General features: G+C 57.8%; 21 protein-coding genes and 2 pseudogenes. 17 read left to right on the top strand and 6 right to left on the bottom strand.

Annotation, left to right across the window (positions count from 1 at the left end):
- Positions 1–204: 204 nt before the first annotated feature.
- From tyrS to BN1189_RS15260, 3 genes are read left to right on the top strand one after another with little or no spacing between them, the layout of a single operon-like run.
- Positions 205–1,470, top strand: coding sequence for a tyrosine--tRNA ligase (gene tyrS / locus BN1189_RS15270; RefSeq protein WP_040229205.1), 1,266 nt, complete (start codon positions 205–207; stop codon positions 1,468–1,470).
- A gap of 42 nt (positions 1,471–1,512) precedes the next feature.
- Positions 1,513–2,535 (top strand): alanyl-tRNA editing protein, encoded by a 1,023-nt coding sequence (locus BN1189_RS15265; RefSeq protein WP_082194292.1) that lies wholly within the window; start codon positions 1,513–1,515, stop codon positions 2,533–2,535.
- On the top strand, positions 2,477–3,706 hold the full coding sequence (locus BN1189_RS15260) for a serine-tRNA(Ala) deacylase AlaX (RefSeq protein WP_052455908.1): 1,230 nt from the start codon (positions 2,477–2,479) through the stop codon (positions 3,704–3,706). The genes BN1189_RS15265 and BN1189_RS15260 overlap by 59 nt, the downstream gene beginning before the upstream one ends.
- A 57-nt stretch (positions 3,707–3,763) precedes the next feature.
- Here the strand turns inward: BN1189_RS15260 and BN1189_RS15255 are convergent, their stop codons facing one another.
- Complete coding sequence (locus BN1189_RS15255; protein ID WP_040229204.1) at positions 3,764–4,579, bottom strand: cobalamin-binding protein; 816 nt, start codon at positions 4,577–4,579, stop codon at positions 3,764–3,766.
- Positions 4,580–4,656: 77 nt separating this feature from the next.
- Positions 4,657–5,259, bottom strand: coding sequence for a 30S ribosomal protein S4 (gene rpsD, locus BN1189_RS15250; protein WP_040229203.1), 603 nt, complete (start codon positions 5,257–5,259; stop codon positions 4,657–4,659).
- A 476-nt stretch (positions 5,260–5,735) separates the two neighbouring features.
- Here rpsD and BN1189_RS15245 point away from each other — a divergent pair, with 476 nt between their 5' ends.
- Complete coding sequence (locus BN1189_RS15245) at positions 5,736–6,953, top strand: trans-sulfuration enzyme family protein (protein ID WP_040229237.1); 1,218 nt, start codon at positions 5,736–5,738, stop codon at positions 6,951–6,953.
- A 244-nt stretch (positions 6,954–7,197) separates the two neighbouring features.
- On the opposite strand, the gene BN1189_RS15240 is transcribed toward BN1189_RS15245, so the two are convergent.
- The gene (locus tag BN1189_RS15240) at positions 7,198–7,686 is read right to left on the bottom strand and encodes a GAF domain-containing protein (RefSeq protein ID WP_040229202.1); all 489 of its coding nucleotides are present in this window, start codon (positions 7,684–7,686) and stop codon (positions 7,198–7,200) included.
- Positions 7,687–7,836: 150 nt separating this feature from the next.
- Here BN1189_RS15240 and ezrA point away from each other — a divergent pair, with 150 nt between their 5' ends.
- The 10 genes from ezrA (at position 7,837) to BN1189_RS15190 (ending at position 18,117) form a co-directional block, all read left to right on the top strand.
- Entirely contained in the window at positions 7,837–9,534 is a 1,698-nt protein-coding gene (gene ezrA, locus BN1189_RS15235) for a septation ring formation regulator EzrA (protein WP_040229201.1), read from the top strand.
- Between the two features lie 74 nt (positions 9,535–9,608).
- Positions 9,609–10,739: a cysteine desulfurase family protein gene (locus tag BN1189_RS15230; RefSeq protein WP_040229200.1), complete on the top strand. Its 1,131-nt coding sequence runs from the start codon at positions 9,609–9,611 to the stop codon at positions 10,737–10,739.
- Positions 10,740–10,747: 8 nt separating this feature from the next.
- Positions 10,748–11,953 (top strand): tRNA uracil 4-sulfurtransferase ThiI, encoded by a 1,206-nt coding sequence (gene thiI / locus BN1189_RS15225; RefSeq protein ID WP_040229236.1) that lies wholly within the window; start codon positions 10,748–10,750, stop codon positions 11,951–11,953.
- Between the two features lie 81 nt (positions 11,954–12,034).
- Complete coding sequence (locus BN1189_RS15220; protein WP_040229199.1) at positions 12,035–12,244, top strand: alpha/beta-type small acid-soluble spore protein; 210 nt, start codon at positions 12,035–12,037, stop codon at positions 12,242–12,244.
- Between the two features lie 124 nt (positions 12,245–12,368).
- The gene (gene mbcS, locus BN1189_RS15215; protein ID WP_040229198.1) at positions 12,369–13,934 is read left to right on the top strand and encodes an acyl-CoA synthetase MbcS; all 1,566 of its coding nucleotides are present in this window, start codon (positions 12,369–12,371) and stop codon (positions 13,932–13,934) included.
- Between the two features lie 82 nt (positions 13,935–14,016).
- Positions 14,017–14,976: an EamA family transporter RarD gene (gene rarD / locus BN1189_RS15210; protein WP_052455911.1), complete on the top strand. Its 960-nt coding sequence runs from the start codon at positions 14,017–14,019 to the stop codon at positions 14,974–14,976.
- 58 nt (positions 14,977–15,034) lie between these two features.
- Positions 15,035–16,042, top strand: a complete 1,008-nt coding sequence (sppA, locus tag BN1189_RS15205) for a signal peptide peptidase SppA (RefSeq protein WP_040229197.1) — start codon at positions 15,035–15,037, stop codon at positions 16,040–16,042.
- A gap of 7 nt (positions 16,043–16,049) precedes the next feature.
- A complete protein-coding gene (locus tag BN1189_RS15200) occupies positions 16,050–16,586 on the top strand; it encodes an RDD family protein (protein WP_040229196.1) in 537 nt (178 codons plus the stop codon).
- Positions 16,587–16,615: 29 nt separating this feature from the next.
- Positions 16,616–17,122, top strand: a complete 507-nt coding sequence (tpx, locus tag BN1189_RS15195) for a thiol peroxidase (RefSeq protein ID WP_040229195.1) — start codon at positions 16,616–16,618, stop codon at positions 17,120–17,122.
- A gap of 53 nt (positions 17,123–17,175) precedes the next feature.
- Positions 17,176–18,117, top strand: coding sequence for a class I SAM-dependent methyltransferase (locus tag BN1189_RS15190; protein WP_040229194.1), 942 nt, complete (start codon positions 17,176–17,178; stop codon positions 18,115–18,117).
- A 55-nt stretch (positions 18,118–18,172) separates the two neighbouring features.
- Here the strand turns inward: BN1189_RS15190 and BN1189_RS15185 are convergent, their stop codons facing one another.
- Positions 18,173–18,637, bottom strand: coding sequence for a universal stress protein (locus BN1189_RS15185; protein ID WP_040229192.1), 465 nt, complete (start codon positions 18,635–18,637; stop codon positions 18,173–18,175).
- Positions 18,638–18,855: 218 nt separating this feature from the next.
- On the opposite strand from BN1189_RS15185, the pseudogene BN1189_RS15180 reads away from it, so the two are divergent.
- A pseudogene (locus tag BN1189_RS15180) lies at positions 18,856–19,323 on the top strand (alanine dehydrogenase); the annotation flags it as partial.
- 1 nt (position 19,324) lies between these two features.
- Here BN1189_RS15180 and BN1189_RS15175 read toward each other — a convergent pair.
- A pseudogene (locus tag BN1189_RS15175) lies at positions 19,325–19,630 on the bottom strand (universal stress protein); the annotation flags it as partial.
- A 218-nt stretch (positions 19,631–19,848) separates the two neighbouring features.
- On the opposite strand from BN1189_RS15175, the gene ald reads away from it, so the two are divergent.
- Positions 19,849–20,964, top strand: coding sequence for an alanine dehydrogenase (gene ald, locus BN1189_RS15170; protein ID WP_040229190.1), 1,116 nt, complete (start codon positions 19,849–19,851; stop codon positions 20,962–20,964).
- A 77-nt stretch (positions 20,965–21,041) separates the two neighbouring features.
- Here the strand turns inward: ald and BN1189_RS15165 are convergent, their stop codons facing one another.
- Positions 21,042–22,136, bottom strand: a complete 1,095-nt coding sequence (locus BN1189_RS15165; protein WP_040229188.1) for a M24 family metallopeptidase — start codon at positions 22,134–22,136, stop codon at positions 21,042–21,044.
- Between the two features lie 112 nt (positions 22,137–22,248).
- Between BN1189_RS15165 and BN1189_RS15160 the strand changes: the two genes are divergently transcribed.
- The gene (locus BN1189_RS15160; RefSeq protein WP_040229187.1) at positions 22,249–22,932 is read left to right on the top strand and encodes a metal-dependent hydrolase; all 684 of its coding nucleotides are present in this window, start codon (positions 22,249–22,251) and stop codon (positions 22,930–22,932) included.
- Positions 22,933–23,434 lie beyond the last annotated feature (502 nt).

Genomic DNA, 23,434 nt, shown 5'->3' with positions numbered 1-23,434 from the left:
GGCAGCGGCTGGTGGAAGCTGCCCGGTGGCCATGCGTGAATTACAGCTCCGGAGCGAGGCGTCCGCATGGCGTTAACATGCTTGAGCGGAGGCGTTTGATAGGCCTCAAGCCGGGTGGTACCGCGTCGATGGAGATTGGCGCCCCTGCAGGATCGGATATTCCGGTCCGCAGGGGCTTTTTATTTTTGTCTGGAGGGATGAAAGATGACGAACGAATTGATGGAAGACCTGAAGTGGCGGGGCCTGCTTTACCAGCAGACGGATGAAGAAGGGCTCACGAAGCTGCTCGATGAAGAAAAGATTTCCCTTTACTGCGGGACCGATCCGACGGCGGACAGCCTGCATATCGGCCATATCGTGCCGTTCCTGACGCTGCGGCGTTTCCAGCAGCATGGCCACCGTCCGATCGTCCTGGTGGGAGGAGCGACCGGCATGATCGGCGACCCGTCGTTCCGCGCGGATGAGCGCCAGCTGCTGTCCGAGGAGCAGCTGAACCACAATATCGCGGGCATCCGGAAACAGCTTGAGCAGATTTTCGACTTCGGCGATGAGAACGCCGCAGTCATGGTCGACAACAAAGACTGGTTCGGAGAGATGAGCGCAATCGATTTCCTCCGTGATTACGGCAAGCTGCTGAGCGTGAACTACATGCTTGCAAAAGACAATGTCGCTTCCCGGCTCGAAACGGGCATCTCATTCACCGAGTTTTCCTATATGCTCATCCAGGGGGCGGACTTCAAGCACCTGTATGACCATTACGGCTGCAGCGTCCAGGTCGGCGGCTCCGACCAGTGGGGCAACATCACGACCGGACTCGAGATCATCCGGAAGACCCATGAAGAAGAGACGAAGGCGTTCGGCATCACGATTCCGCTCATCACAAAGGCGGACGGCACGAAGTTCGGCAAGACGGCGGGAGGTTCGGTCTGGCTTGATCCGGACAAGACGTCGCCGTATGAGTTCTACCAGTTCTGGATCAACACGGCGGATGCAGACGTCATCAAATACTTGAAGATCTTCACGTTCCTCGGTAAGGACGAAATCGGGGAACTCGAGCATTCCGTGGAAGAAGAACCGCATCTCCGGAAAGCCCAGAAAGTGCTCGCCGAAGAGATGACACGGCTCATCCACGGCCAGGGTGCACTTGACCAGGCCCAGCGGATCACCCAGGCGCTGTTCAGCGGCGATCTCAAAGCGCTGTCGGCTTCCGAGATGAAAGACGCATTCAAGGACGTTCCGACTTACGAGGCGGCAAAGGAAGACAAAAACATTGTCGACCTGCTCGTCGAGGCGGGCATTTCCTCTTCGAAACGCCAGGCGAGGGAAGACGTCTCGAACGGTGCCATCTCCGTCAACGGAGAGCGCGAGACTGCGCTTGACCGGGTCCTTGGCGCGGCAGACCGGCTGGATGACGCATTCATGATCATCCGCCGGGGCAAGAAGAAGTACACGATGGTCAAATTCAACTGACCGGCGGCTGCCGGAAAGATACCGGGACAGGAGGGGAATCAGATGCTCAAAGAACGACTGTATTATGAAGATCCTTACCGGGCGAGCTTCAAGGCGAACGTAGTCCGCGAAGGGGAAGAAGACGGCAGGCCGTATGTCGTTTTGGAAAACACGGCGTTCTACCCGACGGGCGGAGGCCAGCCGCATGATACAGGCAAGCTGAACGGAATCCGCGTCATCGATGTCGAGGAAGTCGACGGAGAAGTCCGGCATTACGTGGAGGCGCCGCTGAATGCGTTCACCGCCTCGGGCAAGATCGACTGGGAGCGCCGGTTCGATCACATGCAGCAGCATATCGGTCAGCATATCCTGACGGCGGCGTTCGTCGAAACGGCCGGATACGGAACGGTCAGCTTCCATCTCGGCCAGGACATCGTATCGATCGACCTCGACACGGACCAGGTCATCGAGGAACAGCTTGCAGCGGCGGAACAGCGGGCGAATGAGATCATCCTGGAAAACCGTCCTGTCGAAACGCGCTGGGTGACGAGAGAGGAACTGGACGAATACCGGCTGAGAAAAGAAGTGGCGGTGGACGGCGAAATCCGGCTTGTCATCATTCCGGACTTCGACTACAACGGATGCGGGGGGACCCACCCCCGTTCGACGGGGGAAACCGGTTCGCTGAAAATACTCGGAACAGAGCGGCAGAAAAAGAAGACGCGCGTCTATTTTGTCTGCGGGAACCGTGTTCTCCTCCAACTCGGGAAGAAAAACGATATCTTGAAGGAAGCGGTCGGATTGCTGAGCGCGCCGGAGGAACAGACGGCGGATGCGATCCGGAAGCTGCTGGATGCAAACCGCGCCCTCGAAAAACAGGCCGACGAGATGAAGGAAGCGCTTCTTGGCCATGAGGCGAGGGAACTGTTCGCAGAATGTGCCGGCGGGATCGCCAAGGCCGTGTTCCGTGACCGATCCATTGCCGAGCTGCAAAAACTCGGACGGTCGGCCGCTGCCCAGCGCGACGATGCCATCGTCCTGCTGGCGGCCCGGAACGGGGAGAAGNAAAGAACGACTGTATTATGAAGATCCTTACCGGGCGAGCTTCAAGGCGAACGTAGTCCGCGAAGGGGAAGAAGACGGCAGGCCGTATGTCGTTTTGGAAAACACGGCGTTCTACCCGACGGGCGGAGGCCAGCCGCATGATACAGGCAAGCTGAACGGAATCCGCGTCATCGATGTCGAGGAAGTCGACGGAGAAGTCCGGCATTACGTGGAGGCGCCGCTGAATGCGTTCACCGCCTCGGGCAAGATCGACTGGGAGCGCCGGTTCGATCACATGCAGCAGCATATCGGTCAGCATATCCTGACGGCGGCGTTCGTCGAAACGGCCGGATACGGAACGGTCAGCTTCCATCTCGGCCAGGACATCGTATCGATCGACCTCGACACGGACCAGGTCATCGAGGAACAGCTTGCAGCGGCGGAACAGCGGGCGAATGAGATCATCCTGGAAAACCGTCCTGTCGAAACGCGCTGGGTGACGAGAGAGGAACTGGACGAATACCGGCTGAGAAAAGAAGTGGCGGTGGACGGCGAAATCCGGCTTGTCATCATTCCGGACTTCGACTACAACGGATGCGGGGGGACCCACCCCCGTTCGACGGGGGAAACCGGTTCGCTGAAAATACTCGGAACAGAGCGGCAGAAAAAGAAGACGCGCGTCTATTTTGTCTGCGGGAACCGTGTTCTCCTCCAACTCGGGAAGAAAAACGATATCTTGAAGGAAGCGGTCGGATTGCTGAGCGCGCCGGAGGAACAGACGGCGGATGCGATCCGGAAGCTGCTGGATGCAAACCGCGCCCTCGAAAAACAGGCCGACGAGATGAAGGAAGCGCTTCTTGGCCATGAGGCGAGGGAACTGTTCGCAGAATGTGCCGGCGGGATCGCCAAGGCCGTGTTCCGTGACCGATCCATTGCCGAGCTGCAAAAACTCGGACGGTCGGCCGCTGCCCAGCGCGACGATGCCATCGTCCTGCTGGCGGCCCGGAACGGGGAGAAGCTGCAGTTCGTGGCCGCCTGCGGCAAACAGGCCGGCGTTTCCGCGAAAGTGGCGGGGGAAGCAGCGCTGGCCGCGATCGGCGGAAAAGGCGGCGGCAATGACTTCTTCGTCCAGGGAGGCGGGGAGACGGAGCTGGATGCCTCCGGACTGCTCGAACTCATGGAAACCGCGCTCAAGCAGGAAACAGGGAAATAAAGAAGAACCCCCGCCGGGTGACGGACGCGCGTCGCCTGCGGGGGTTTTTGTCTGTGTTCAGCTTTCCCGGTTCACCCAGTCGGGCAGCTCCAGGTCGCCGTAAATGTCCGGGTGGAGCATTCTGCCGAGTTTCCATGCGCCTTCGAGCAGCCGGGGGGAAGGGCGGCAATAGAGCGATTCTTCCATGATGTCGACGCGGCCCGCCTGCATGGCGCGGAGTTCCGGCCAGCCGGGACGTTTCGCAAGGAGCTCCGGACGGATTTTCTCTGTCCGGACCCCGACCCACGCAAGCAGGATACGGTCCGGATCACGCAGCCGGACATCCTCCCAGTCGGTCTGGACGCTGGCCAGGTCGACGTCTTCGAATAAATTCCGGCCTCCGGCGATCCGGCTCACTTCCGTCAGCCAGTTCACGCGTCCCGGAGTGAACACCGGCTTCGGCCACCACTCCCAGTAGAGGGACGGGCGGTCGGTCACGTCTTGTGCGCGTCGTTCCATTTCTGCGACGAACCGGCGGTATCCGGAAGCCACCCGTTCCGCCTCTTCCGGTATTCCGCACGCCCGTCCGACAGTGATGAGATCATCGGCGATGTTTTCCAGGCTCTGCGGATCGAGGATCAGATGGGGAATGCCCCGCTTTTGGAGTTCTTGCACGTTCCGCTCCATTCCCGGGACGCTCAAGGACGCAAGGACGAGTTCGGGTTCGAGTGCTTCCAGTTTGTCCATGTCGATCGACAGGTCGGGACCGAGCTTCGGCAGCCGTCCGACCGATTCCGGCCAATCGGAAAAGTCGTCAATGCCGACAAGCTTTCCGGAGAGCCCGAGATAGGCGGCCAGTTCCGTGTTGCTTGGACAGATGGATACGAGTTTCATGAATTCCCTCCTATCAATGCCTTTATTGTAGCAAAAAAAAAAGAGAACCGAAAAACGGCTCTCTTTTTTTGCAGAAATCACCGGCTGTAGTATTCTACGATCAGCGATTCGTTGATTTCGGCAGGCAGTTCGCTGCGCTCTGGAAGGCGGACGAATGTGCCTTTTTTCGAATCCTTGTCGAAAGTCACGTAGTCCGGAACGAAGCTGTTCACTTCGAGGGACTCGTTGACTGCCGTCAGGTTCTGGGAACGCTCGCGAAGCGAGATTTCCTGACCCGGGGAGACGAGGTAGGACGGGATGTCGACGCGCTTGCCGTCAACCATGACGTGGCCGTGGTTGACGAGCTGGCGAGCCTGGCGGCGGGTGCGCGCAAGGCCCATGCGGTAGACGACGTTGTCGAGGCGGCGCTCGAGCAGGATCATGAAGTTCTCGCCGTGCTTACCAGGCATTTTGCCTGCACGGAGGAACATTGTATGGAATTGGCGCTCGTTGACTCCGAACATGTGGCGGAGTTTCTGCTTCTCTTGAAGCTGGAGACCGTATTCCGATTGTTTTTTACGCTGGTTCGGGCCGTGCGGGCCTGGTGCGTAAGGACGTTTTTCGAGTTCTTTGCCCGTACCGCTCAGGGAAATGCCGAGGCGGCGGGAGAGTTTCCAGGAAGGACCTGTGTAGCGAGCCATGAATGACTCCTCCTCTGTTGGTTTTATTTTGAGTAAAATAAAAACCAGATGCGTTCAAACACGACGCCATTTCATCATCTTGCACCCTCGCCCCAGCAGCCAGGGGTTACACGATGCACCGTCCACTCCGGCGGGCGGGTCTTGCAGGCCCGCTCCGCTTTTCTTTGTCCAGCTTCGCGGGCCAGACCCTCGGGGTCATAAGTCATGCCGCTCCGCGAGGCAGGCCTCGCTCTGCGTCTTGCCTTATGCCTGTCGGGTCTTGCAGGCCCGCTCCGCTTTTCGGTGAAGGAATGAAATGGTTGGCCTTGCTCACACAACTGCTGCGTTTATTTTACACAACGACTATCATACCCTCTGCAGGCGCGCCAGTCAAGGAAGAGTGCGAATTTCAGTCCGGTTGCGCCGGTTCCCTTTTCGGCAAAAGAAAGATACAATGGTAGAAAGGATTGAAAACGCTCACAAAGGGAGAGATCAAAATGGACCGAAAAAACGTCCACCCGGACACACTGATGATCCACACGGGGCATGATCCCCACGAACACCACGACAGCCTCGCCATGCCGCTTTACCAGACATCCACCTATGTCTTCCCGAACGCGGCTTCGGGGGCGGCCCGGTTCGCGGGAGAAGAGGAAGGCAACATCTACTCCAGGCTCACCAACCCGACCGTCCGTGCACTTGAGGAACGGATCACCGCACTCGAGAAGGGGGAAGGGGCGCTCGCATTCGGGTCCGGCATGGCCGCCGTGAGCGCGGTCCTCACATATGCGACGAAGGCCGGTGACCATATCCTGGCGACGCGCGGCATTTACGGATGCACCTTCGGGCTGCTCAACCTCATGGAGGAGAAATACCGGATCACCCACGACCTGATCCGGATGTGGACGGAAGAAGAGATCGAGGCGGCCGTCAAGCCCGAGACGACCGTCATCTATATCGAGACGCCGATTAACCCGACGATGGAAATCGCCGATCTCCAGGCCGCGGTGAATGTCGCGCGCCGGCACGGATTGACGGTGATCGTCGACAACACCTTCTCTTCGCCCTATATTCAGAATCCGCTTGAGATCGGTGCGGACTTTGTGCTCCACAGCGCGACGAAATACATCAACGGTCATGGCGATGTTATCGCCGGGCTGCTGGTCGGAGCCGACGGTGAGAAGATCACGGACCTCCGGATGACGGTCCAGAAAGACTACGGTGGGATCATGTCGCCGTTCGATGCGTGGCTTCTGCTCCGGGGGCTGAAGACGTTGGCCGTCCGGATGGAACGCCACACGTCAAACGCCGGGCGGGTCATCGACTATCTGAAAACGGTCCCGATGGTCAAGGAAGTCCATTATCCGTTTGATGCGGACAACGAGCAGGCATCGATCGCCAGGCGCCAGATGAACGCGGGCGGCGGCATTCTGTCGTTCACGATCGACGGCGGACTCGAGGAAGCCCAGGAGTTCATGGACAGCCTCTCCCTCGTGAAGATCGCCGTGAGCCTGGGTGATGCAGAGTCGCTCATCCAGCATCCGGCGACGATGACCCACTCCGGGGTACCGGAAGAGGACCGGACGGCAATGGGCATCACCGACGGACTCCTCCGCTTCTCGGCGGGACTTGAACATGCCGATGATATCATCAATGATCTTAAAGCCGCATTCGAAGCGATGAAACATCCCGCTGCCACACAATCGGCTGAATGACCAAAACAAAGCTTCCGTAAAAAAAGAGACGAGATTGCGCCCGGTAATCGGGGTGCAATCTCGTCTCTAAGTTTGCCTGGCGAAACTCAGGCCGGAGCGGAGCGTTGCTTTTATCTGAGACAACGTTATCTTTATCCGGCGAAGCGTTGCTTTTATCGGGGCGAGCGTTATCTTTATCCGCAAAAGCGTCGCTTTTATCGAGCGATCCGCACGGCGAAAAGGCCCCTTAATAGTCTCTGTCGCCTCACACTTGCAGGTGACGGACAAGGACCGAGACGAACTTCTCCAGCCCTCTTGCGTCCTCCTCCGAGAATCTTGATAGTTCCGGGCTGTCGATGTCGAGGACGCCGAACAGCTGTCCGTCCACGACAATCGGCACGACGACTTCCGAACGGGAAGCCGCATCGCAGGCGATATGGCCCGGGAAAGCCTGGACGTCTTCGACGAGCTGGGTCTTCCGGTCTTGCGCCGCCGTTCCGCAGACGCCGCGTCCAAGCGGGATCCGGACGCATGCCGGCAGTCCCTGGAACGGTCCGAGGACCAGTTCGTCTTCACCGTCCATGACGTAAAATCCTGCCCAGTTGATCCGGTCCATGAACTGGTTCAGCAAAGCGGAGGCATTTGCAAGATTGGCCGTGGCATTGGGTTCGCCTTCGAGAAGAGCGTCGAGCTGGCGGGCGAGCTGGTTATATTTTTCCTGAAGAGTCCCTTCAAAAGCCTGTGGGGTGAACATCGGTCATCCGCTCCTTCTGCCGGGAATCCGGCACTGATTGATGAATCATGACGAAATTTGCTGGTTGCCGCGAATTTGGACGGCATAAACAGAAAAAACATGATACTATTAAGGATAATACAGCGTTCACAGAGATTTTGGAACAGGGGGATGACCTTGAAGTACCTTATCATCGGGATCATCATACTCATCGCATTGATCACCATCGCTATGATCATCCGGCGAAAACATACAAAACTGCTTGAAAAACTGGAAATCGAAAAAATGCAGATTCAGCACAGGCCGATCCTTGAAGAATTGACAAAGGTCAAACAGCTCAACATGAACGGGGAGACCGAGGAGAAATTCGAAAAGTGGCGGAACAGCTGGACCCAAATCATGGATGAACAGATGCCCGCAATCGACAATCTCCTGTTTGACGCGGAAGAGGCGGTTGACCGCCTCCGCTTCGGCAAGGCGTCCGCCATCGAGAAAGAGATTGAAGAGAAGACCGACTCCTGCGACAAGGAGATGAACCGGATCCTCGACGAGCTATCCGAACTGATCGGAAGCGAAGAGATGAACCGTGTGGAGATGGACGAACTCAAGGAACAGCACAGGCTGGCCCGGAAAAACCTCCTTGCCCATCAGCACTCGTTCGGAAACGCGGCCGCCCCGCTGGAAGAGCGGCTCGACGCCATCACCCCGTTATTCACGGAATACGACGAACTGACGGCTGCCGGGAATTATCTGAAAGCGCGGGAGACGGTCCTCGGCCTCTCGGACCGCGCACAGGAGACTTTCCGGCTCATCGATGACGTTCCGGTCCTTCTCGGCGAAATCCAGTCCAAAATCCCGCAGGCCCTCCGCGAGCTAAAGGCAGGCCTGATCGAAATGCAGGATCAGGATTATTATGTCGGGCATCTCCGGATGGAAGAGCGTCTGGCCGACATCGAAGACGAGCTGGTCATCCTGAAAGTGCAGCTTGAAGAACTTGATGTTCCGGAAGTCCAGGAGCGGATCACCGCCATCAATGAAGAGATCAACGGGTTCTACGATCAGCTGGAAGCCGAAGTGTTTGCCAGGAAGTACGTTGAAGACAACGCCGGTGTGGTCGGGGACAGGCTGGCGGAGCTCGGGGACTTCACCCGCAATACGGCGGACGAGGCCCGCTTCGTCCAGCAGAATTACCGGCTGTCCGAGCAGGATGCGGCTGTGCCGGATGCGGCGCTTGAGCAGCTGCGGTCACTGGAAAAACGGTATGCGCTGCTTTCCGACCGGATCGCCCAGGGTCAATCCGCTTATTCCATCCTGCAGGAAGAGCTCGGCGAAATCTCGGCCGGCTGCGAAACGCTGTTGGAGGAACAGACGGATTATGCCGACCGTCTGAAGCGTCTCCGTGTTGATGAGACGAGATCAAGAGAGCGGCTTGACGAACTCGTGCGCATCCTCCAGAACACCGACCGCAGGCTATACCGCGCCAACACTCCGGGAGTCCCGGAAGATATGGACGCGCGTCTCGAGGAGGCGGAGGAACATCTCTTCGTCGTCTCGCGCAATCTGCAGGACGTCCCGCTGAACATGGCGCTCGTCAATGCGAATCTGGAGAAGGCCGACAAATGCATCCGGGAAGTGGAGGAGAAGGCGATCGAGATGCTCGAGAACGTGGAGCTGATCGAACGTCTCATCCAGTACGGGAACCGGTTCCGCGCCGGCAATCCGGCTGTGAATGATCAGCTGGCCGAGGCGGAGGAAGCCTTCCACCAATGCCGTTACGGAAAGGCGCTCGAAGATGCGGCGGCAGCCGTCGAATCCGTCGAACCGGGCGCAATCCGGAAGATCGAAGTACTTGTCAAAGAGGAAGTTTGACGTACATAATAAGACCGGGAACAGGCCACCTCACGATTGTGAAGGTGGCTTTCGTTCGGAAAGGAAGCACGAACATGATTTATTTCGACAATAGCGCCACGACGAAACCGGACCCGGATGTGCTCCGGACGTTCACAGTGGCCGCCCAAAACTACTTTGCCAATCCGTCCTCGCTCCACGGACTCGGAATAGAGGCGGACCGTTTGTTGGATCGTTCCAGGCGGCAGGTCGCCGAGCTTGCGGGATTCCCCGATGGCACTGTCATCTTCACATCCGGCGGTACGGAAGCGAACAACCAGGCGCTTTTCGGATTTGCCCGCCAGAATCGGTCCCACGGCCGTCGGATCCTCGTTTCCTCCATTGAACATCCGTCCATTTTAAACGCAGCCGCTGAACTGGAAACGGAGGGGTTTGAAGTGATCCGGATCCGAACGGACGAAAACGGGGTGCTCGATCTCGGGGATCTGGAAGAACACCTGAACGAAGAGACGGTCCTCGTGTCTCTGATGTTCGTCAACAATGAAACGGGCGCCATCCAGCCGATTGAAGCGGCAGGGCGGCTCATCCGCCGAAAGGCGCCGCGTGCCGTCTTCCACTCCGACATCATCCAGGGATTCGGCAAACTGCCTGTTCCGCTCCCGCCCGGCGGTCCGGATGCAGTATCGGTCTCCGCCCATAAATTCCATGGTCTGAAAGGGTCGGGTGCGCTCATTATGAGGAAAGGCACGAGAATCCTCCCGTACCTGTTCGGAGGCGGCCAGCAGGGCGGCCTGCGCAGCGGGACGGTTCCCGTCGCCCATGCAGCGGCGCTCGCAAAGGCGATGCGGCTGGCGACCGAATCGGCAGGCAAGGTTCCCTATGCAAAGTGGCGCAGGGAGCTCACCGGGTTTTTCGGCCTTTATGAACGCGTCCGTGTGATCGGCGGGCCTGAAACCGCCCCGCACATCCTCTCGGCTGCAATCCGCGGCATCAAAGGCGAAGTCGCCGTGAATGCTCTTCAGGAAAAAGGGATATACGTCTCGACATCCAGCGCCTGCTCCTCGAGAAGCCGCAGGGAAAGCCATGTTCTCCGGGCGATGCAAATAGATGACGACTTCAGGCAGGGCGTGATCCGGATCAGCTTCAGCCGCGACAACACCGACGAAGAGGTAGAGACATTCAAGGAAGCATTCGGCGAGTTAATGGACACAATAGAAAGGGTTTGATCCGCAAGATGACTTATAAAGAGATTTTGATCAGATACGGAGAGCTGTCACTGAAAGGGAAGAACCGGAATTTCTTCATCCGGAAGCTCCGGGACAACATCCGCCGCGTGATGAAAGACCTGGAGACGGTCAAAGTGAAATCGGAGCATGACCGGATGTTCCTGTTTGCCGAAGATCCGGCGGAAATGGAAGAAGCGATCCGCCGGCTGCCGGACGTGTTCGGCATCCAGTCGTTCAGCCCGGCGGTCCGGTGTGACGCCGAAATTGAAACGATCAAGGAAACCGCCGCGGCCATACTCGGAAAAATGGAGACCGAAGGCAAGTCGTTCAAAGTGGAGGCGCGAAGGGCGGACAAGACGTTCCCGCTCAGGACCAATGACATCCAGCAGGAACTCGGGGGCCATCTGCTCCCGCTGTATCCCGAGCTGACCGTCAAGATGAAAAACCCGGACATCAAGCTGCTCGTCGACATCCGGGAAGACGGCGCCTACCTGTCCACGGAGACGATCCGCGGCGCGGGCGGCCTTCCATCTGGATCGAACGGCCATGCATTGCTCATGCTGTCGGGCGGGATCGACAGCCCGGTCGCCGGCTACATGATCATGAAGCGCGGCGTGAAACTGGATGTCATCCATTTCCACAGCCCGCCGTTCACGAGTGAACAGTCAAAACAGAAAGTGGTTGAACTGGCGGAGCGGCTCAGCCAATTCGGAACCCGGATCCGCATGCATACGATCCCGTTCACCGAAATCCAGCAGGCGATCCAGGAAACGATGCCGGCCGCGCTGACGATGACGACGACCCGCCGCCTCATGATGAAGATCACCGATCTCGTGCGGGAAGAGATCGGTGCAAAAGCGATCGTCACCGGGGAAAGCCTCGGCCAGGTCGCCAGCCAGACGCTCGACAGCCTGAGCGCGATCAATGAAGTGACGGCCACGCCGGTCCTGCGGCCGCTGATCGCTTATGACAAACTCGATATCATTGAAATCGCGGAGCGCATCGGGACTTACGAAACCTCCATCCGTCCGTTTGAGGACTGCTGCACGATCTTCACGCCGTCCCACCCGGCCACGAAGCCGAAAACGGCGAAAGTGATTTATTATGAGGGCAATACGGATTTTGATCCGATGATCGAGAAGGCGGTCGCCGAGCGGGAAATCCTCGAGCTTCCGCTCAAAACAGAAAAAGATCCATTCGCGGACCTTCTTTGACCCCACACAATTTTCCAGTGGTTTCGTCTGCATGATTTTTTCCTCGGCGCACATTCTATGTGCACAAGGAGGTGACCTATCATGCCAAGCAACAACAGCAACAACTCTAACCAGCTGCTCGTACCGGGTGTTCGTCAGGCACTCGACCAAATGAAGTACGAGATCGCCCAGGAATTTGGTGTTCAGCTCGGTGCCGACGCAACATCGCGTGCCAACGGTTCCGTTGGCGGAGAAATCACAAAGCGTTTGGTTTCGATGGCACAGCAGCAGATGAAAGGCCCGAACCAGTAACAGTCCGGAGACCGCCCTCAAGCAGGGCGGTCTTTTTGGATGCCCCTTTGTGAAATAAAAATCAATTTTGAAACAAGCGTTTCAAACGCGTATAATGAGAACTATCAAACAAAGGGGTGATTGCATGAAGCGGGAAGAATTACTGGCTCCCGGGCAGTATAATCTGTCGTCTGAATTTGAAAAGTATGCGGCTGAACCGGACCGGAAAGCGCTGATCTGGACAGACGGAAACGAAGAGCGCGACCTTACATATGCAGAACTGATGGAACTGGCCAACCGTTGTGCAAACGTCCTCGTGTCCCGCGGTCTCGGCAAAGGAGACATCGTCATGATCATGATGCCCCGTCTCGTCGAAGCCTATGTGACGTACGTGGCGGCCTTGAAGGCGGGCATCGTCGTCATCCCGAGTTCCGAAATGCTGCGTGCGACGGACATCGAATACCGGCTCCGGCACAGCGAGGCGAAAGCGATCATCGCCTATGCGCCGTTCGCCGAGCAATTCAAAGACGTAAAAAATATGGACGGCGTGAGCCTGTTCTTCGTCGGGGATGCGGAAGGCGGAATTCCGCTTCTGGCTGAAATGGAGACGGCTTCTTCCGAGTTTGAAGCGGCTCCTACGAAAAGCGAAGATATGGCGTTCCTCTCTTATACTTCCGGGACGACCGGCAAGCCGAAAGGGGTCGTCCATACACACGGTTGGGGTTATGCCCATCTGCGGACCACGGCTGCGAACTGGCTCGGAATCGAAGACGGGGACGTCGTCTGGGCGACGGCGAGCCCCGGCTGGCAGAAGTGGATCTGGTCGCCGTTCCTCGCAACGCTCGGGAGCGGCTCGACCGGCTTCGTGTTCAACGGCCGGTTTGATCCGGCCAAATACATGGAATTGATCGCACAGTACCGGGTGAATGTTCTTTGCTGCACGCCGACGGAATACCGGCTCATGGCCAAAACCGACAATCTGTCATCGTACGATCTGTCTTCGATCCACAGTGCCGTTTCCGCAGGCGAGCCGCTTAACGTGGAAGTCATCGACACATTCGCGCGTGAATTTTCCCTTGAAGTCCGGGACGGATACGGCCAGACGGAAAACACGTTGCTCGTCGGCACGATGAAAGGGATGGATGCCCGTCCTGGTTCGATGGGCAAGCCGACGCCTGGCAACCGGGTGGAAATCATCAACGATCTTGGCGAACCGTGCCGCCCGGGTGAACCGGGGGACATTGCCGTGCACGTCGAGACGCCTGCACTCTTCAAGGAGTATCTGAAGGATCCGGAGCGGACGAGCATGCAGTTCCGGGGCGACTATTATGTGACGGGGGACCGCGCACACAAAGACGAGGACGGCTACTATTGGTTTGAGGGACGCGGCGATGACATCATCATCTCATCCGGCTACACGATCGGGCCGTTCGAAGTGGAAGATGCGCTGACGAAGCATCCCGCCGTGCGGGAGTGTGCGGTCGTGGCAAGCCCCGACGAGGTTCGCGGGAATATCGTGAAGGCATTCATCGTTCTCCGGAATCCGGAAGACGCGTCCGACGAACTCGTCAAGGAACTGCAGGATCACGTCAAGGAACTGACAGCTCCGTACAAGTATCCCCGCGCCGTCGAATTCATCGAAGAACTGCCGAAGACGGCATCAGGCAAGATCATGCGTGTTGAACTGAGGAAAAAGGAAGCTTCCAACTGATCGGTCTTCAAGCATGCTGAGACAGCCGCCGCTGCGGCTGTCTTTCCGCTTTTTCTGTCCGGTGTACGGACATACATACTCGATGGCGGACGGCGCAGGCCGCCCGGCTGCACGGAAAGAAGGGAAGCCCGTGGACGGGACTGAAAAACAAGGCATCATCTGGGCGACGGCCGCCTATTTCCTTTGGGGAGTGCTTCCGATCTATTGGAAGCTGGTCGGTCACGTGCCGAGCGGGGAAATCCTGGCCCACCGGATATTTTGGGCGTTCGTCACCACTATGCTCGTCGTTGTCCTGATCGGCCAGGCGGGAAAGCTGGTCAGCGACTTCAAGGAACTATGGCAGCGGCAAAAAGACTTCTGGAGCCTGTTTGCCGCTGCCGTTCTCGTATCGGGTAACTGGTTCCTGTTCATCTGGGCCGTCAACAACGGACATATGGTCCAGACGAGTCTCGGCTATTATATTAATCCGCTCATCTCCATCCTTCTCGGGATCGTCTTCCTGAAGGAACGGCTGCTCGCGGCCGAAAAGGTGGCGGTGCTCCTGGCAGCGGTCGGCGTGCTGATCATGACGCTCTCATTCGGCCAGTTTCCGTGGCTTTCGTTCGGGCTGGCGATGTCATTCGCCATTTACGGACTCCTCAAAAAAACTATCCATCTGGATGCGCTCCGTGGATTGACGATCGAGACTGCGTTCATCGCGCCGTTTGCACTCATCTTTCTTGCAGCCGGATGGGCAGGCGGAGGTTCGGCATTCCTTCACTCGGGAGCGAGAACCGATCTGCTCCTCATCTTTTCGGGAGCGGCGACGGCCCTTCCGCTCGTCCTGTTTGCAAAAGGCGCACAGAGCATTCCCCTTTACCTGCTCGGCTTCCTGCAGTACCTTGCGCCGACGATGATGCTGTTCCTCGGCGTGCTGATCTACGGCGAGCCGTTCGGGCTGACGGAGCTGGCCGCCTTTTCCTTCATCTGGGCCGGACTGGTCTTGATGACCGCGTCAAAATTCCGGATGATGAGGAAAATGAAAGCCGCTTCAGTAAAATGAAACGTTTGGCGCTTTCCGGCCGTATAGAAGGATGTTGACGAAAGGGAGTGGCTGACAGATGAATATGAAACGATGGCTCGCACTCGGTGCAGCCGTCCTCCTGTTTGCTTTGGCGGTCGGCGTGAACATGGCGTCCGCCCTGTTCTCAAGGGACTGGGCGTCCGTCATGGAAGAAACGTTTGCGCCAACGCAGGGACAGATGGAATACGTCCTGGAAGAAGGGGACGTCCGCAACCGGATCGCGCTGCTGCGCGTGGAGGGCGTCATCCAGGATACAGGCGCCGCCTCGCCGCTGTTTGCGACCGGTTATAATCATCAGGCGTTCATGGAACAGCTTGATTTCATCCGCGAGGACAAGTCGGTCAAGGGCGTGGTCCTGCATGTGGATTCACCGGGAGGCGGTGTGGTGGAATCCTCGGACATCCATGATAAGATCGTCCAGCTCCAGGAAGAGCGCGACATTCCGGTCTATGTGAGCATGGGCGGACTCGCGGCTTCCGGCGGCTATTACATTTCCGCTCCGGCGGATAAGATCTTCGCCCATCAGGAGACGATGACCGGTTCGATCGGAGTCATCATGGAGAGCATTAATTACGGAGAGTTTGCGGAGAAACACGGCATCGACTTCGTAACGATCAAGTCCGGCAAGTACAAGGACATCATGAGCCCGTCACGCGAGATGACCGATGAAGAGCGGGCCATGCTGCAGGAAATGCTCAATGACTCGTATGAGCGGTTCGTCGATGTGATTGAAGAGGGCCGGGGCATGAGCGAAGCCGAAGTGAAAAAGTGGGCGGACGGCCGCATTATGAACGGCCGTCAGGCGATCGAGTCCGGGCTGGCAGATGAGACCGGGCGGCTGGAAGACACGGTCGAGGCGCTCCGGACCGATCACGATCTCGGCAAGGCTGAACTGTTCGAATACGGATACGAAGGCGGCTTCGGCTCGATTTTCGGCATGAAGATGCAGTCGCTGGTCAAGGGCGATCTTGAGACCCAGATTGTCGGCCAGGTGCTGTCCGATTACAATTCTCCGCGCATGATGTATCTGTACGGTGAGAAGTGAGGAGGAAATGACCATGCAGGCATCCGGACCTACAGAAGGAATGCCCTATGCCGAATGGCAGGCGGTCCCGGCCTACGCCGGGTTCTGGATCCGTTTCTGGGCCTATCTCATTGACCTCATCGTCCTCGGTTCGATCAGCATGCTTATCATCCGGCCGCTGTTCCGGATGGCGGGGCTTGAAATCGGGGGCGGGTGGTTTGCGCCCTACAGCATCTTGACGGCCGTTGTCTTTTTCGTATATTTCGTGCTGATGACGAAATTCTTCGGCCAGACGGCGGGGAAAATGGTGACCGGCATCCGGGTGATCCGGAAGGACGGCGGGCCGCTGGACTGGGGGACTGTGCTGTTCAGGGAATGGATCGGCAGGTTCCTGTCGAAGACGCTGCCGGTCCTTTACTGGATCGTCGGCTTCACGCCGAAGAAAGAGGCGGTCCATGACTTTATCGCCGATACGCTCGTCATCCATGAGGAACGCTACATGAAAGTGCCCGCGGCGCCGGCGGCACGGGAGGCATCCCGTTTGCAAGACGGCCCGGCGGTCTAGTACACTTGGATGAAAAGGAGGCGTTCTGATTGGTACAAGTGACATTTCAGAAAAACCCTGTGACATTGCTCGGAACAGAGGTGAAAGTCGGGGACCAGGCCCCTGACTTCACAGTCCTGAAAAACGATCTCAGCCCGTTCACGCTCAAGGACACGGAAGGGAAGGTCCGCCTCATCAGCGTCATCCCGTCGATTGACACGGGCGTCTGCTCGACCCAGACGAAGCGGTTCAATGAAGAAGTGACCGGACTCGGCGACGACGTGGCCGTTCTGACGATCTCCGTCGACCTGCCGTTTGCGCAGGCGCGGTGGAAGGCGACCGAAGGGCTGGACAACGCGGTTGCCCTTTCCGACCACCGGGACCTCTCGTTCGGGACCGCCTACGGCACGGTCATGAAGGAGATGCGCCTCCTTGCCAGAAGCGTCTTCGTCATCGATCAGGAAGGCAAAGTGACATACGTGGAATATGTGCCGGAGGGGACAGACCACCCGGACTATGACAAGGCCATCGAAGCGGTAAAAGAACTGACGAAATGAGAACGTGGAGAAACCCACTCGGCCGAGTGGGTTTCTCGTTTTGGAGGATGGACATGGAAACGAAAACCGAACAATTATTCAATTTTCTGGACGGCCACGCAACCCGGATCGCCGAAAAAGAGGATCTTCTGCTTCTTGAAGCGGTTTACGAAACAGCCAAAGCCTGGGCGGAGGGGACCATCTCCCCGGATGTGGAGGATGCGACGAAGGAAGAAGTGCGCAAGGCCATCCAGCTGGCAGTGTTGAAAGGGATGAAGGCGAACGCGCAGCCTCATCACCAGATGACCCCGGACTCCATCGGCCTGCTGGCGGGCTATCTGGCGGACCGGCTGTCAAAGGGCCGGCCGTATCTTTCCCTCTTCGATCCGGCCGCCGGCACGGGGAACCTGCTGTTCACTGTCATGAATTTCATGGACGGTCGTACGGCGGCGTCCGCTGTTGAACTCGATGATCTGCTCATCCGGATAGCGGCCGCCACGGCGGATTTGCTTGCCCAGCCGGTTTCTCTGTATCACCAGGATGCACTGCGGCCGCTCATGGTCGATCCCGTCGACTTCGTCGTCTCGGACCTGCCCGTCGGGTATTATCCCGATGATGAAAATGCGGCGGGCTTCAAACTGAAATCCGATGAAGGGCACTCATATGCCCATCATCTCTTCATCGAACAATCGATGCGGCACTTGAAGCCGGGCGGACACGGGATTTTCATCGTTCCGGCCAATCTGTTCGAATCCAGATTTGCCACGCAGCTCCACACTTATCTAAAGGATGAGGCGCAGATCGTCGGAGTGATTGCACTGCCGCCGGGACTGTTCAAGAGCCAGGACCACGCGAAGAGCATCCTGATCCTGAAAAAGCCGGACGCGTCACCGGGTCCGAAGCCCGAGGTGCTTCTCGCCAACGCGCCGGACATGACGAATGCACGCGCCATGGAATCCTTCTTTGCAAAAGTGGATGCATGGGCGGCTGAGAACGGCTACCGGACGGTGAATTGATCACTGGAGAAAAAAGAAAAATCCGGCTGCGGGAGTGCAGCCGGATTTTTGGATGTTATTCTGAGGCAGGTTCTCCCTTTTCCTCTGTGCGGACGACGAGAACGTCGCATTTCGCACTCCGGACGATCGTTTCGGAGATGCTCCCGATCAGGAATCGCTCAACCGCATTCAGGCCGGTGGCGCCGCAGATGATGAGGTCGGCCTCCACTTTCTTCGAGACGTCGCGCGGGATCATCGTCTTCGGCGAACCGTATTCGACGATGACGTTGACGTCCTTGACGCCGGCCGCCTCGGCTTCGTTCCGGTAATCTGTCAGCAATTGCTGCGCAAAGCCCTGGGCGCGTTCCGCGATCGAACGGTCATAGGCCTCCACGGCCGCGAACGACCGGGTGTCGATGATGTTGACGAGATTCAGCGTTGCGCTGTTCCGCTTGGCGATGCCGACCGATTTTTTAAATGCCCATTCTGCTTCTTTGGAGCCGTCGACGGCCACCAGGATGTGTTTGTAGTTAAGTGTCATGTTCTTCCCCTCCTCTGGGTCTTCTACTCTAAATGATTCGACAGGAAAAGCTTTTATTCCTTTTTCTGATGAGGATTTTCCGGCAGGGAACCGGTATTTCCAATATAGATACTGCTTCTAACATTCCGCATTCATGGTAGAATGGAAGGGCAAAAGCAGAAGGCGGTCACACCGCCGGGCTGGTGAGCAACAATGAACTTACACTGGAGGGTTTTGGAATGCGCATCGGAGTACCGAAGGAAGTCAAGAACAATGAAAATCGTGTCGCCATGACACCTGCAGGCGTGGTCACACTTCAATTGGCAGGTCATGAAGTGCTGATCCAGTCGTCAGCCGGCGAGGGGTCGGGCTTCACAGACGAAGATTACCGCGAAGCCGGAGCCTCCATCGTCGAAACGGCGGAGGAGGCCTGGGCGGCCGATATGGTCATGAAAGTGAAGGAACCAGTGCGGGACGAGTACCGTTATTTCCGCGAAGGCCTCATCTTGTTCACTTATCTGCACCTGGCCCCGGAAGAAGAGCTGACGGCGGCCCTGCTTGAAAATAAAGTGGTCGGCATCGCTTATGAGACCGTCCAGCTGCCGAACCGCTCGCTGCCGCTCCTTTCGCCGATGAGTGAAGTCGCAGGCCGCATGGCGACGCAGATCGGCGCCACGTTCCTCGAGCGCAACCACGGCGGCAAGGGGNCGAGACGTCGCGCGGGATCATCGTCTTCGGCGAACCGTATTCGACGATGACGTTGACGTCCTTGACGCCGGCCGCCTCGGCTTCGTTCCGGTAATCTGTCAGCAATTGCTGCGCAAAGCCCTGGGCGCGTTCCGCGATCGAACGGTCATAGGCCTCCACGGCCGCGAACGACCGGGTGTCGATGATGTTGACGAGATTCAGCGTTGCGCTGTTCCGCTTGGCGATGCCGACCGATTTTTTAAATGCCCATTCTGCTTCTTTGGAGCCGTCGACGGCCACCAGGATGTGTTTGTAGTTAAGTGTCATGTTCTTCCCCTCCTCTGGGTCTTCTACTCTAAATGATTCGACAGGAAAAGCTTTTATTCCTTTTTCTGATGAGGATTTTCCGGCAGGGAACCGGTATTTCCAATATAGATACTGCTTCTAACATTCCGCATTCATGGTAGAATGGAAGGGCAAAAGCAGAAGGCGGTCACACCGCCGGGCTGGTGAGCAACAATGAACTTACACTGGAGGGTTTTGGAATGCGCATCGGAGTACCGAAGGAAGTCAAGAACAATGAAAATCGTGTCGCCATGACACCTGCAGGCGTGGTCACACTTCAATTGGCAGGTCATGAAGTGCTGATCCAGTCGTCAGCCGGCGAGGGGTCGGGCTTCACAGACGAAGATTACCGCGAAGCCGGAGCCTCCATCGTCGAAACGGCGGAGGAGGCCTGGGCGGCCGATATGGTCATGAAAGTGAAGGAACCAGTGCGGGACGAGTACCGTTATTTCCGCGAAGGCCTCATCTTGTTCACTTATCTGCACCTGGCCCCGGAAGAAGAGCTGACGGCGGCCCTGCTTGAAAATAAAGTGGTCGGCATCGCTTATGAGACCGTCCAGCTGCCGAACCGCTCGCTGCCGCTCCTTTCGCCGATGAGTGAAGTCGCAGGCCGCATGGCGACGCAGATCGGCGCCACGTTCCTCGAGCGCAACCACGGCGGCAAGGGGATCCTCCTCTCCGGCGTGCCGGGCGTCGGCCGCGGTAAAGTCACGGTGATCGGCGGCGGCATGGCCGGTGCGAATGCGGCACGTGTCGCAGTCGGCATGGGTGCCCGCGTCACGGTCATCGACCTGAGCCCGGAGCGGCTCCGCCAGCTCGACGACCAGTTCGGCAACGACATCGAGACGCTCATGTCGAACCCGTTCAACATCGCGGAAGCCGTGAAGGATTCCGACCTCGTCGTCGGCGCGGTCCTGATCCCGGGCGCGAAGGCGCCGAAGCTCGTCACCGAGGAGATGGTCAAGTCGATGCAGCCGGGCTCCGTGCTTGTCGATATCGCGATCGACCAGGGCGGCATCTTCGAGACGAGCGACCGGATCACCACACATGACGACCCGACATATGAGAAACATGGCGTCGTCCACTACGCCGTCGCCAACATGCCGGGCGCCGTTCCGCGCACGTCCACGATGGCGCTCACGAACAACACCGTTCCGTACGCGCTTCAGATTGCGAACAAAGGCTGGAAACAGGCTGCGCTCGACAACGAAGCGCTCCGCAAAGGATTCAACACGCTTGAAGGGCATGTCACCTACAAGGCCGTCGCAGACGACCAGGGCCGTGAATTCGTGCCAATCGACTCGCTGCTCGGCTGATTGCGGAGTTCCCGCATTTGCCGCACAAACAATAAAGAGCCATTCCGGTACAGTCCGGAATGGCTCTTTCTCTTTATTCAGCCGATGATCTGCAGATCTTTCGGGAACTTTGTCAGCACTTCCACGCCGTCCGCAGTGACCACGACATCGTCCTCGATGCGCACTCCGGTCACGTCCGGATGATAGATGCCCGGCTCGACCGTGAACACCATGCCCTCCTGGAGCTTGACTTCATTTGCGCCGTGGATCGACGGGAACTCGTGGACGGAGATTCCGAGACCGTGGCCGAGCCGGTGGGTGAAATACTCCCCGTAGCCGGCTTCGGTGATGACGTCGCGGGCTGTTTTGTCGAGGTCCATTGCCCGGACGCCCGGCCGGACCGCGTCCACGGCCGCCTGCTCCGCACGCCGGACCGTTTCGTAAATGTCCCGCTGTTTCTCGGAAGGCTCGCCGAACGAGACGGTGCGGGTGATGTCCGAGCAGTAGCCTTCCCACACCACGCCGAGATCGAACAAGACAAAATCGCCTTTTTGGATTTTGCGGGTTCCCGGATTTCCGTGGGGGGAGGCGGTCTTCGGCCCGCTCAGCACCATCGTGTCAAACGACATATGCGAGACGCCTTTCTTTTTCATTTCAAATTCGATCGCCATGAGGATTTCCAGTTCGGTCTTCCCCTCGGCGATCTCCCGGCAGCCCACTTCCACCGCATAATCGGCAAGTTCCGCCGCCTTGCGCAGTTTCTGGAGCTCCTCTTCACCTTTGATGTTCCGCATTTCGTTCAACTTCGCGTCAAGCCCTGTGAAAGCAGCGTCCGGGTAGAGCTGTGCGAGACGCTCGTACCGTTCCACGTTCATATGGACTTTCTCGACGGCGATGGAACCGGGCCGGACATTCCGGTCCGCAACGGCTTTGGCCACAATTTCCCAGGCGTCGTCGGTGTCTTCGTGTCCGATCACTTCGCCGTTCCAGCCTGCCGCCTTCACGTCCGGCACTTCCATTTTCGGCGCAATGACGAACGGGTCGGCATCCTTGAAAACGGCAACGGCGAGCAGCCGTTCATGAGGATCGCTCTGGAACCCGGACAGATAGAATACATTGTCCGGCGTCGTGACGAATGCGGCGTCAATCCCATTCTCTTTCAGGTATTCAGTGACTTCATTCAGTTTATCCATACGTCCACCAGCCTTTCTGATTCCCCTTCATCATAGCAAAAAAGAAGGAGTCCGCGCACGGTTGTCGAATCATGGAGACGAGACCCGAAAAGAAGGAAAGGGGATTTTTTGCATGCATGTCTCTTATCATGGCCATTCCGTCGTCAAGATCAAGACGGAGAAACACACGATCCTCATTGACCCGTTCATCACGGGCAATGAACTCACAGATCTGAAGGCCGGGGAAGAAAATCCGGATGCCATCCTCCTGACACACGGCCACGGGGACCACGTCGGCGACACGGTGGAACTGGCCAAGCGGAGCGGGGCGCTCGTCGTGGCGCCGAACGAGCTCGCCGTCTGGCTGTCCTGGCAGGGAATCGAAACGCACCCGATGCATATCGGCGGCGCCTATAACTTCGAATTCGGCCGCGTGAAGTTCACCCAGGCCTTCCATGGCTCGTCATTCATCAAAGAAGACGAGCAGGAGATCATCTATACGGGCATGCCGGCGGGCGTCCTGTTCACGGCCGAAGGGAAAACGGTTTACCATCTCGGCGACACGGCCCTGTTCTCCGACATGGAGCTGATCGGGAAGCGCCACCCGGCGGACATCGCCTTCGTGCCAATCGGCGACAACTTCACGATGGGACCGGAAGACGCGGCCTACGCAGTCGGTCTCATCAAGCCGAAAATCGCCGTGCCGGTCCATTACGACACATTCCCGCCGATCAAGCAGGATCCTGAGCAGTTCAGGAAGATGGCGGAAGGAACCGACGTCCGGATCCTGAAAGCCGGCGAAGGCATCGACCTATAAGATCATTAAGTCTTTGGAAGGCCGGCAGCGGACTGCCGGCCTTCGTCATGCCTAGTTTCGAAGGGGAGTGCGGGAAAGTTTGGCTGTTTATCCGGCGACATGCCGATGGAAATAAAAACCTGGACGACTCGGGGGCGAAAGCGGACGACTCAGGCCGGGATCCGACCGACTCGGGCCCGGAAGCGGACGACTCAAGGGCGAATCCGGACGACTCATCCTGTTGCCGGCGTAAATCCCCGGTGCGTTATCAAATATCTTCTCCAGCCGGGAAAATCAGAGGATGTTCACCAATCGAAGAATAAAATCCACAGAGAATTGGGCATAATTTGGCGCTTGATGAGGCGAGTGTAATCGGAGTGGGCTTGAGTGTAAGCGGAAGGCACCCGAGTGTAATCGGAACAGGGCTGAGTGTTATCGGAGGACAGCCGATTGTAATCACATTCACTTTTCCCGCAGACCGTCTGATGCCTGTCGCCCCTGACCAACCGCCCTCCGCTTTAGT

Source organism: Bhargavaea cecembensis, assembly GCF_000826125.2.
GTDB lineage: Bacteria > Bacillota > Bacilli > Bacillales_A > Planococcaceae > Bhargavaea > Bhargavaea cecembensis_B.
This window is presented reverse-complemented; position numbering and strand designations above follow the sequence as displayed.

Bases quoted from the DNA above. Each gene is read 5' to 3' on its own strand.
- tyrS (WP_040229205.1), top strand. From the start codon at position 205: ATGACGAACGAATTGATGGAAGACCTGAAGTGGCGGGGCCTGCTTTAC.
- BN1189_RS15255 (WP_040229204.1), bottom strand. From the start codon at position 4,579: ATGAAACTCGTATCCATCTGTCCAAGCAACACGGAACTGGCCGCCTAT.
- rpsD (WP_040229203.1), bottom strand. From the start codon at position 5,259: ATGGCTCGCTACACAGGTCCTTCCTGGAAACTCTCCCGCCGCCTCGGC.
- BN1189_RS15245 (WP_040229237.1), top strand. From the start codon at position 5,736: ATGGACCGAAAAAACGTCCACCCGGACACACTGATGATCCACACGGGG.
- BN1189_RS15240 (WP_040229202.1), bottom strand. From the start codon at position 7,686: ATGTTCACCCCACAGGCTTTTGAAGGGACTCTTCAGGAAAAATATAAC.
- ezrA (WP_040229201.1), top strand. From the start codon at position 7,837: ATGACCTTGAAGTACCTTATCATCGGGATCATCATACTCATCGCATTG.
- BN1189_RS15230 (WP_040229200.1), top strand. From the start codon at position 9,609: ATGATTTATTTCGACAATAGCGCCACGACGAAACCGGACCCGGATGTG.
- thiI (WP_040229236.1), top strand. From the start codon at position 10,748: ATGACTTATAAAGAGATTTTGATCAGATACGGAGAGCTGTCACTGAAA.
- BN1189_RS15220 (WP_040229199.1), top strand. From the start codon at position 12,035: ATGCCAAGCAACAACAGCAACAACTCTAACCAGCTGCTCGTACCGGGT.
- mbcS (WP_040229198.1), top strand. From the start codon at position 12,369: ATGAAGCGGGAAGAATTACTGGCTCCCGGGCAGTATAATCTGTCGTCT.
- rarD (WP_052455911.1), top strand. From the start codon at position 14,017: ATGGCGGACGGCGCAGGCCGCCCGGCTGCACGGAAAGAAGGGAAGCCC.
- sppA (WP_040229197.1), top strand. From the start codon at position 15,035: ATGAATATGAAACGATGGCTCGCACTCGGTGCAGCCGTCCTCCTGTTT.
- BN1189_RS15200 (WP_040229196.1), top strand. From the start codon at position 16,050: ATGACCATGCAGGCATCCGGACCTACAGAAGGAATGCCCTATGCCGAA.
- BN1189_RS15190 (WP_040229194.1), top strand. From the start codon at position 17,176: ATGGAAACGAAAACCGAACAATTATTCAATTTTCTGGACGGCCACGCA.
- BN1189_RS15185 (WP_040229192.1), bottom strand. From the start codon at position 18,637: ATGACACTTAACTACAAACACATCCTGGTGGCCGTCGACGGCTCCAAA.
- ald (WP_040229190.1), top strand. From the start codon at position 19,849: ATGCGCATCGGAGTACCGAAGGAAGTCAAGAACAATGAAAATCGTGTC.
- BN1189_RS15165 (WP_040229188.1), bottom strand. From the start codon at position 22,136: ATGGATAAACTGAATGAAGTCACTGAATACCTGAAAGAGAATGGGATT.
- BN1189_RS15160 (WP_040229187.1), top strand. From the start codon at position 22,249: ATGCATGTCTCTTATCATGGCCATTCCGTCGTCAAGATCAAGACGGAG.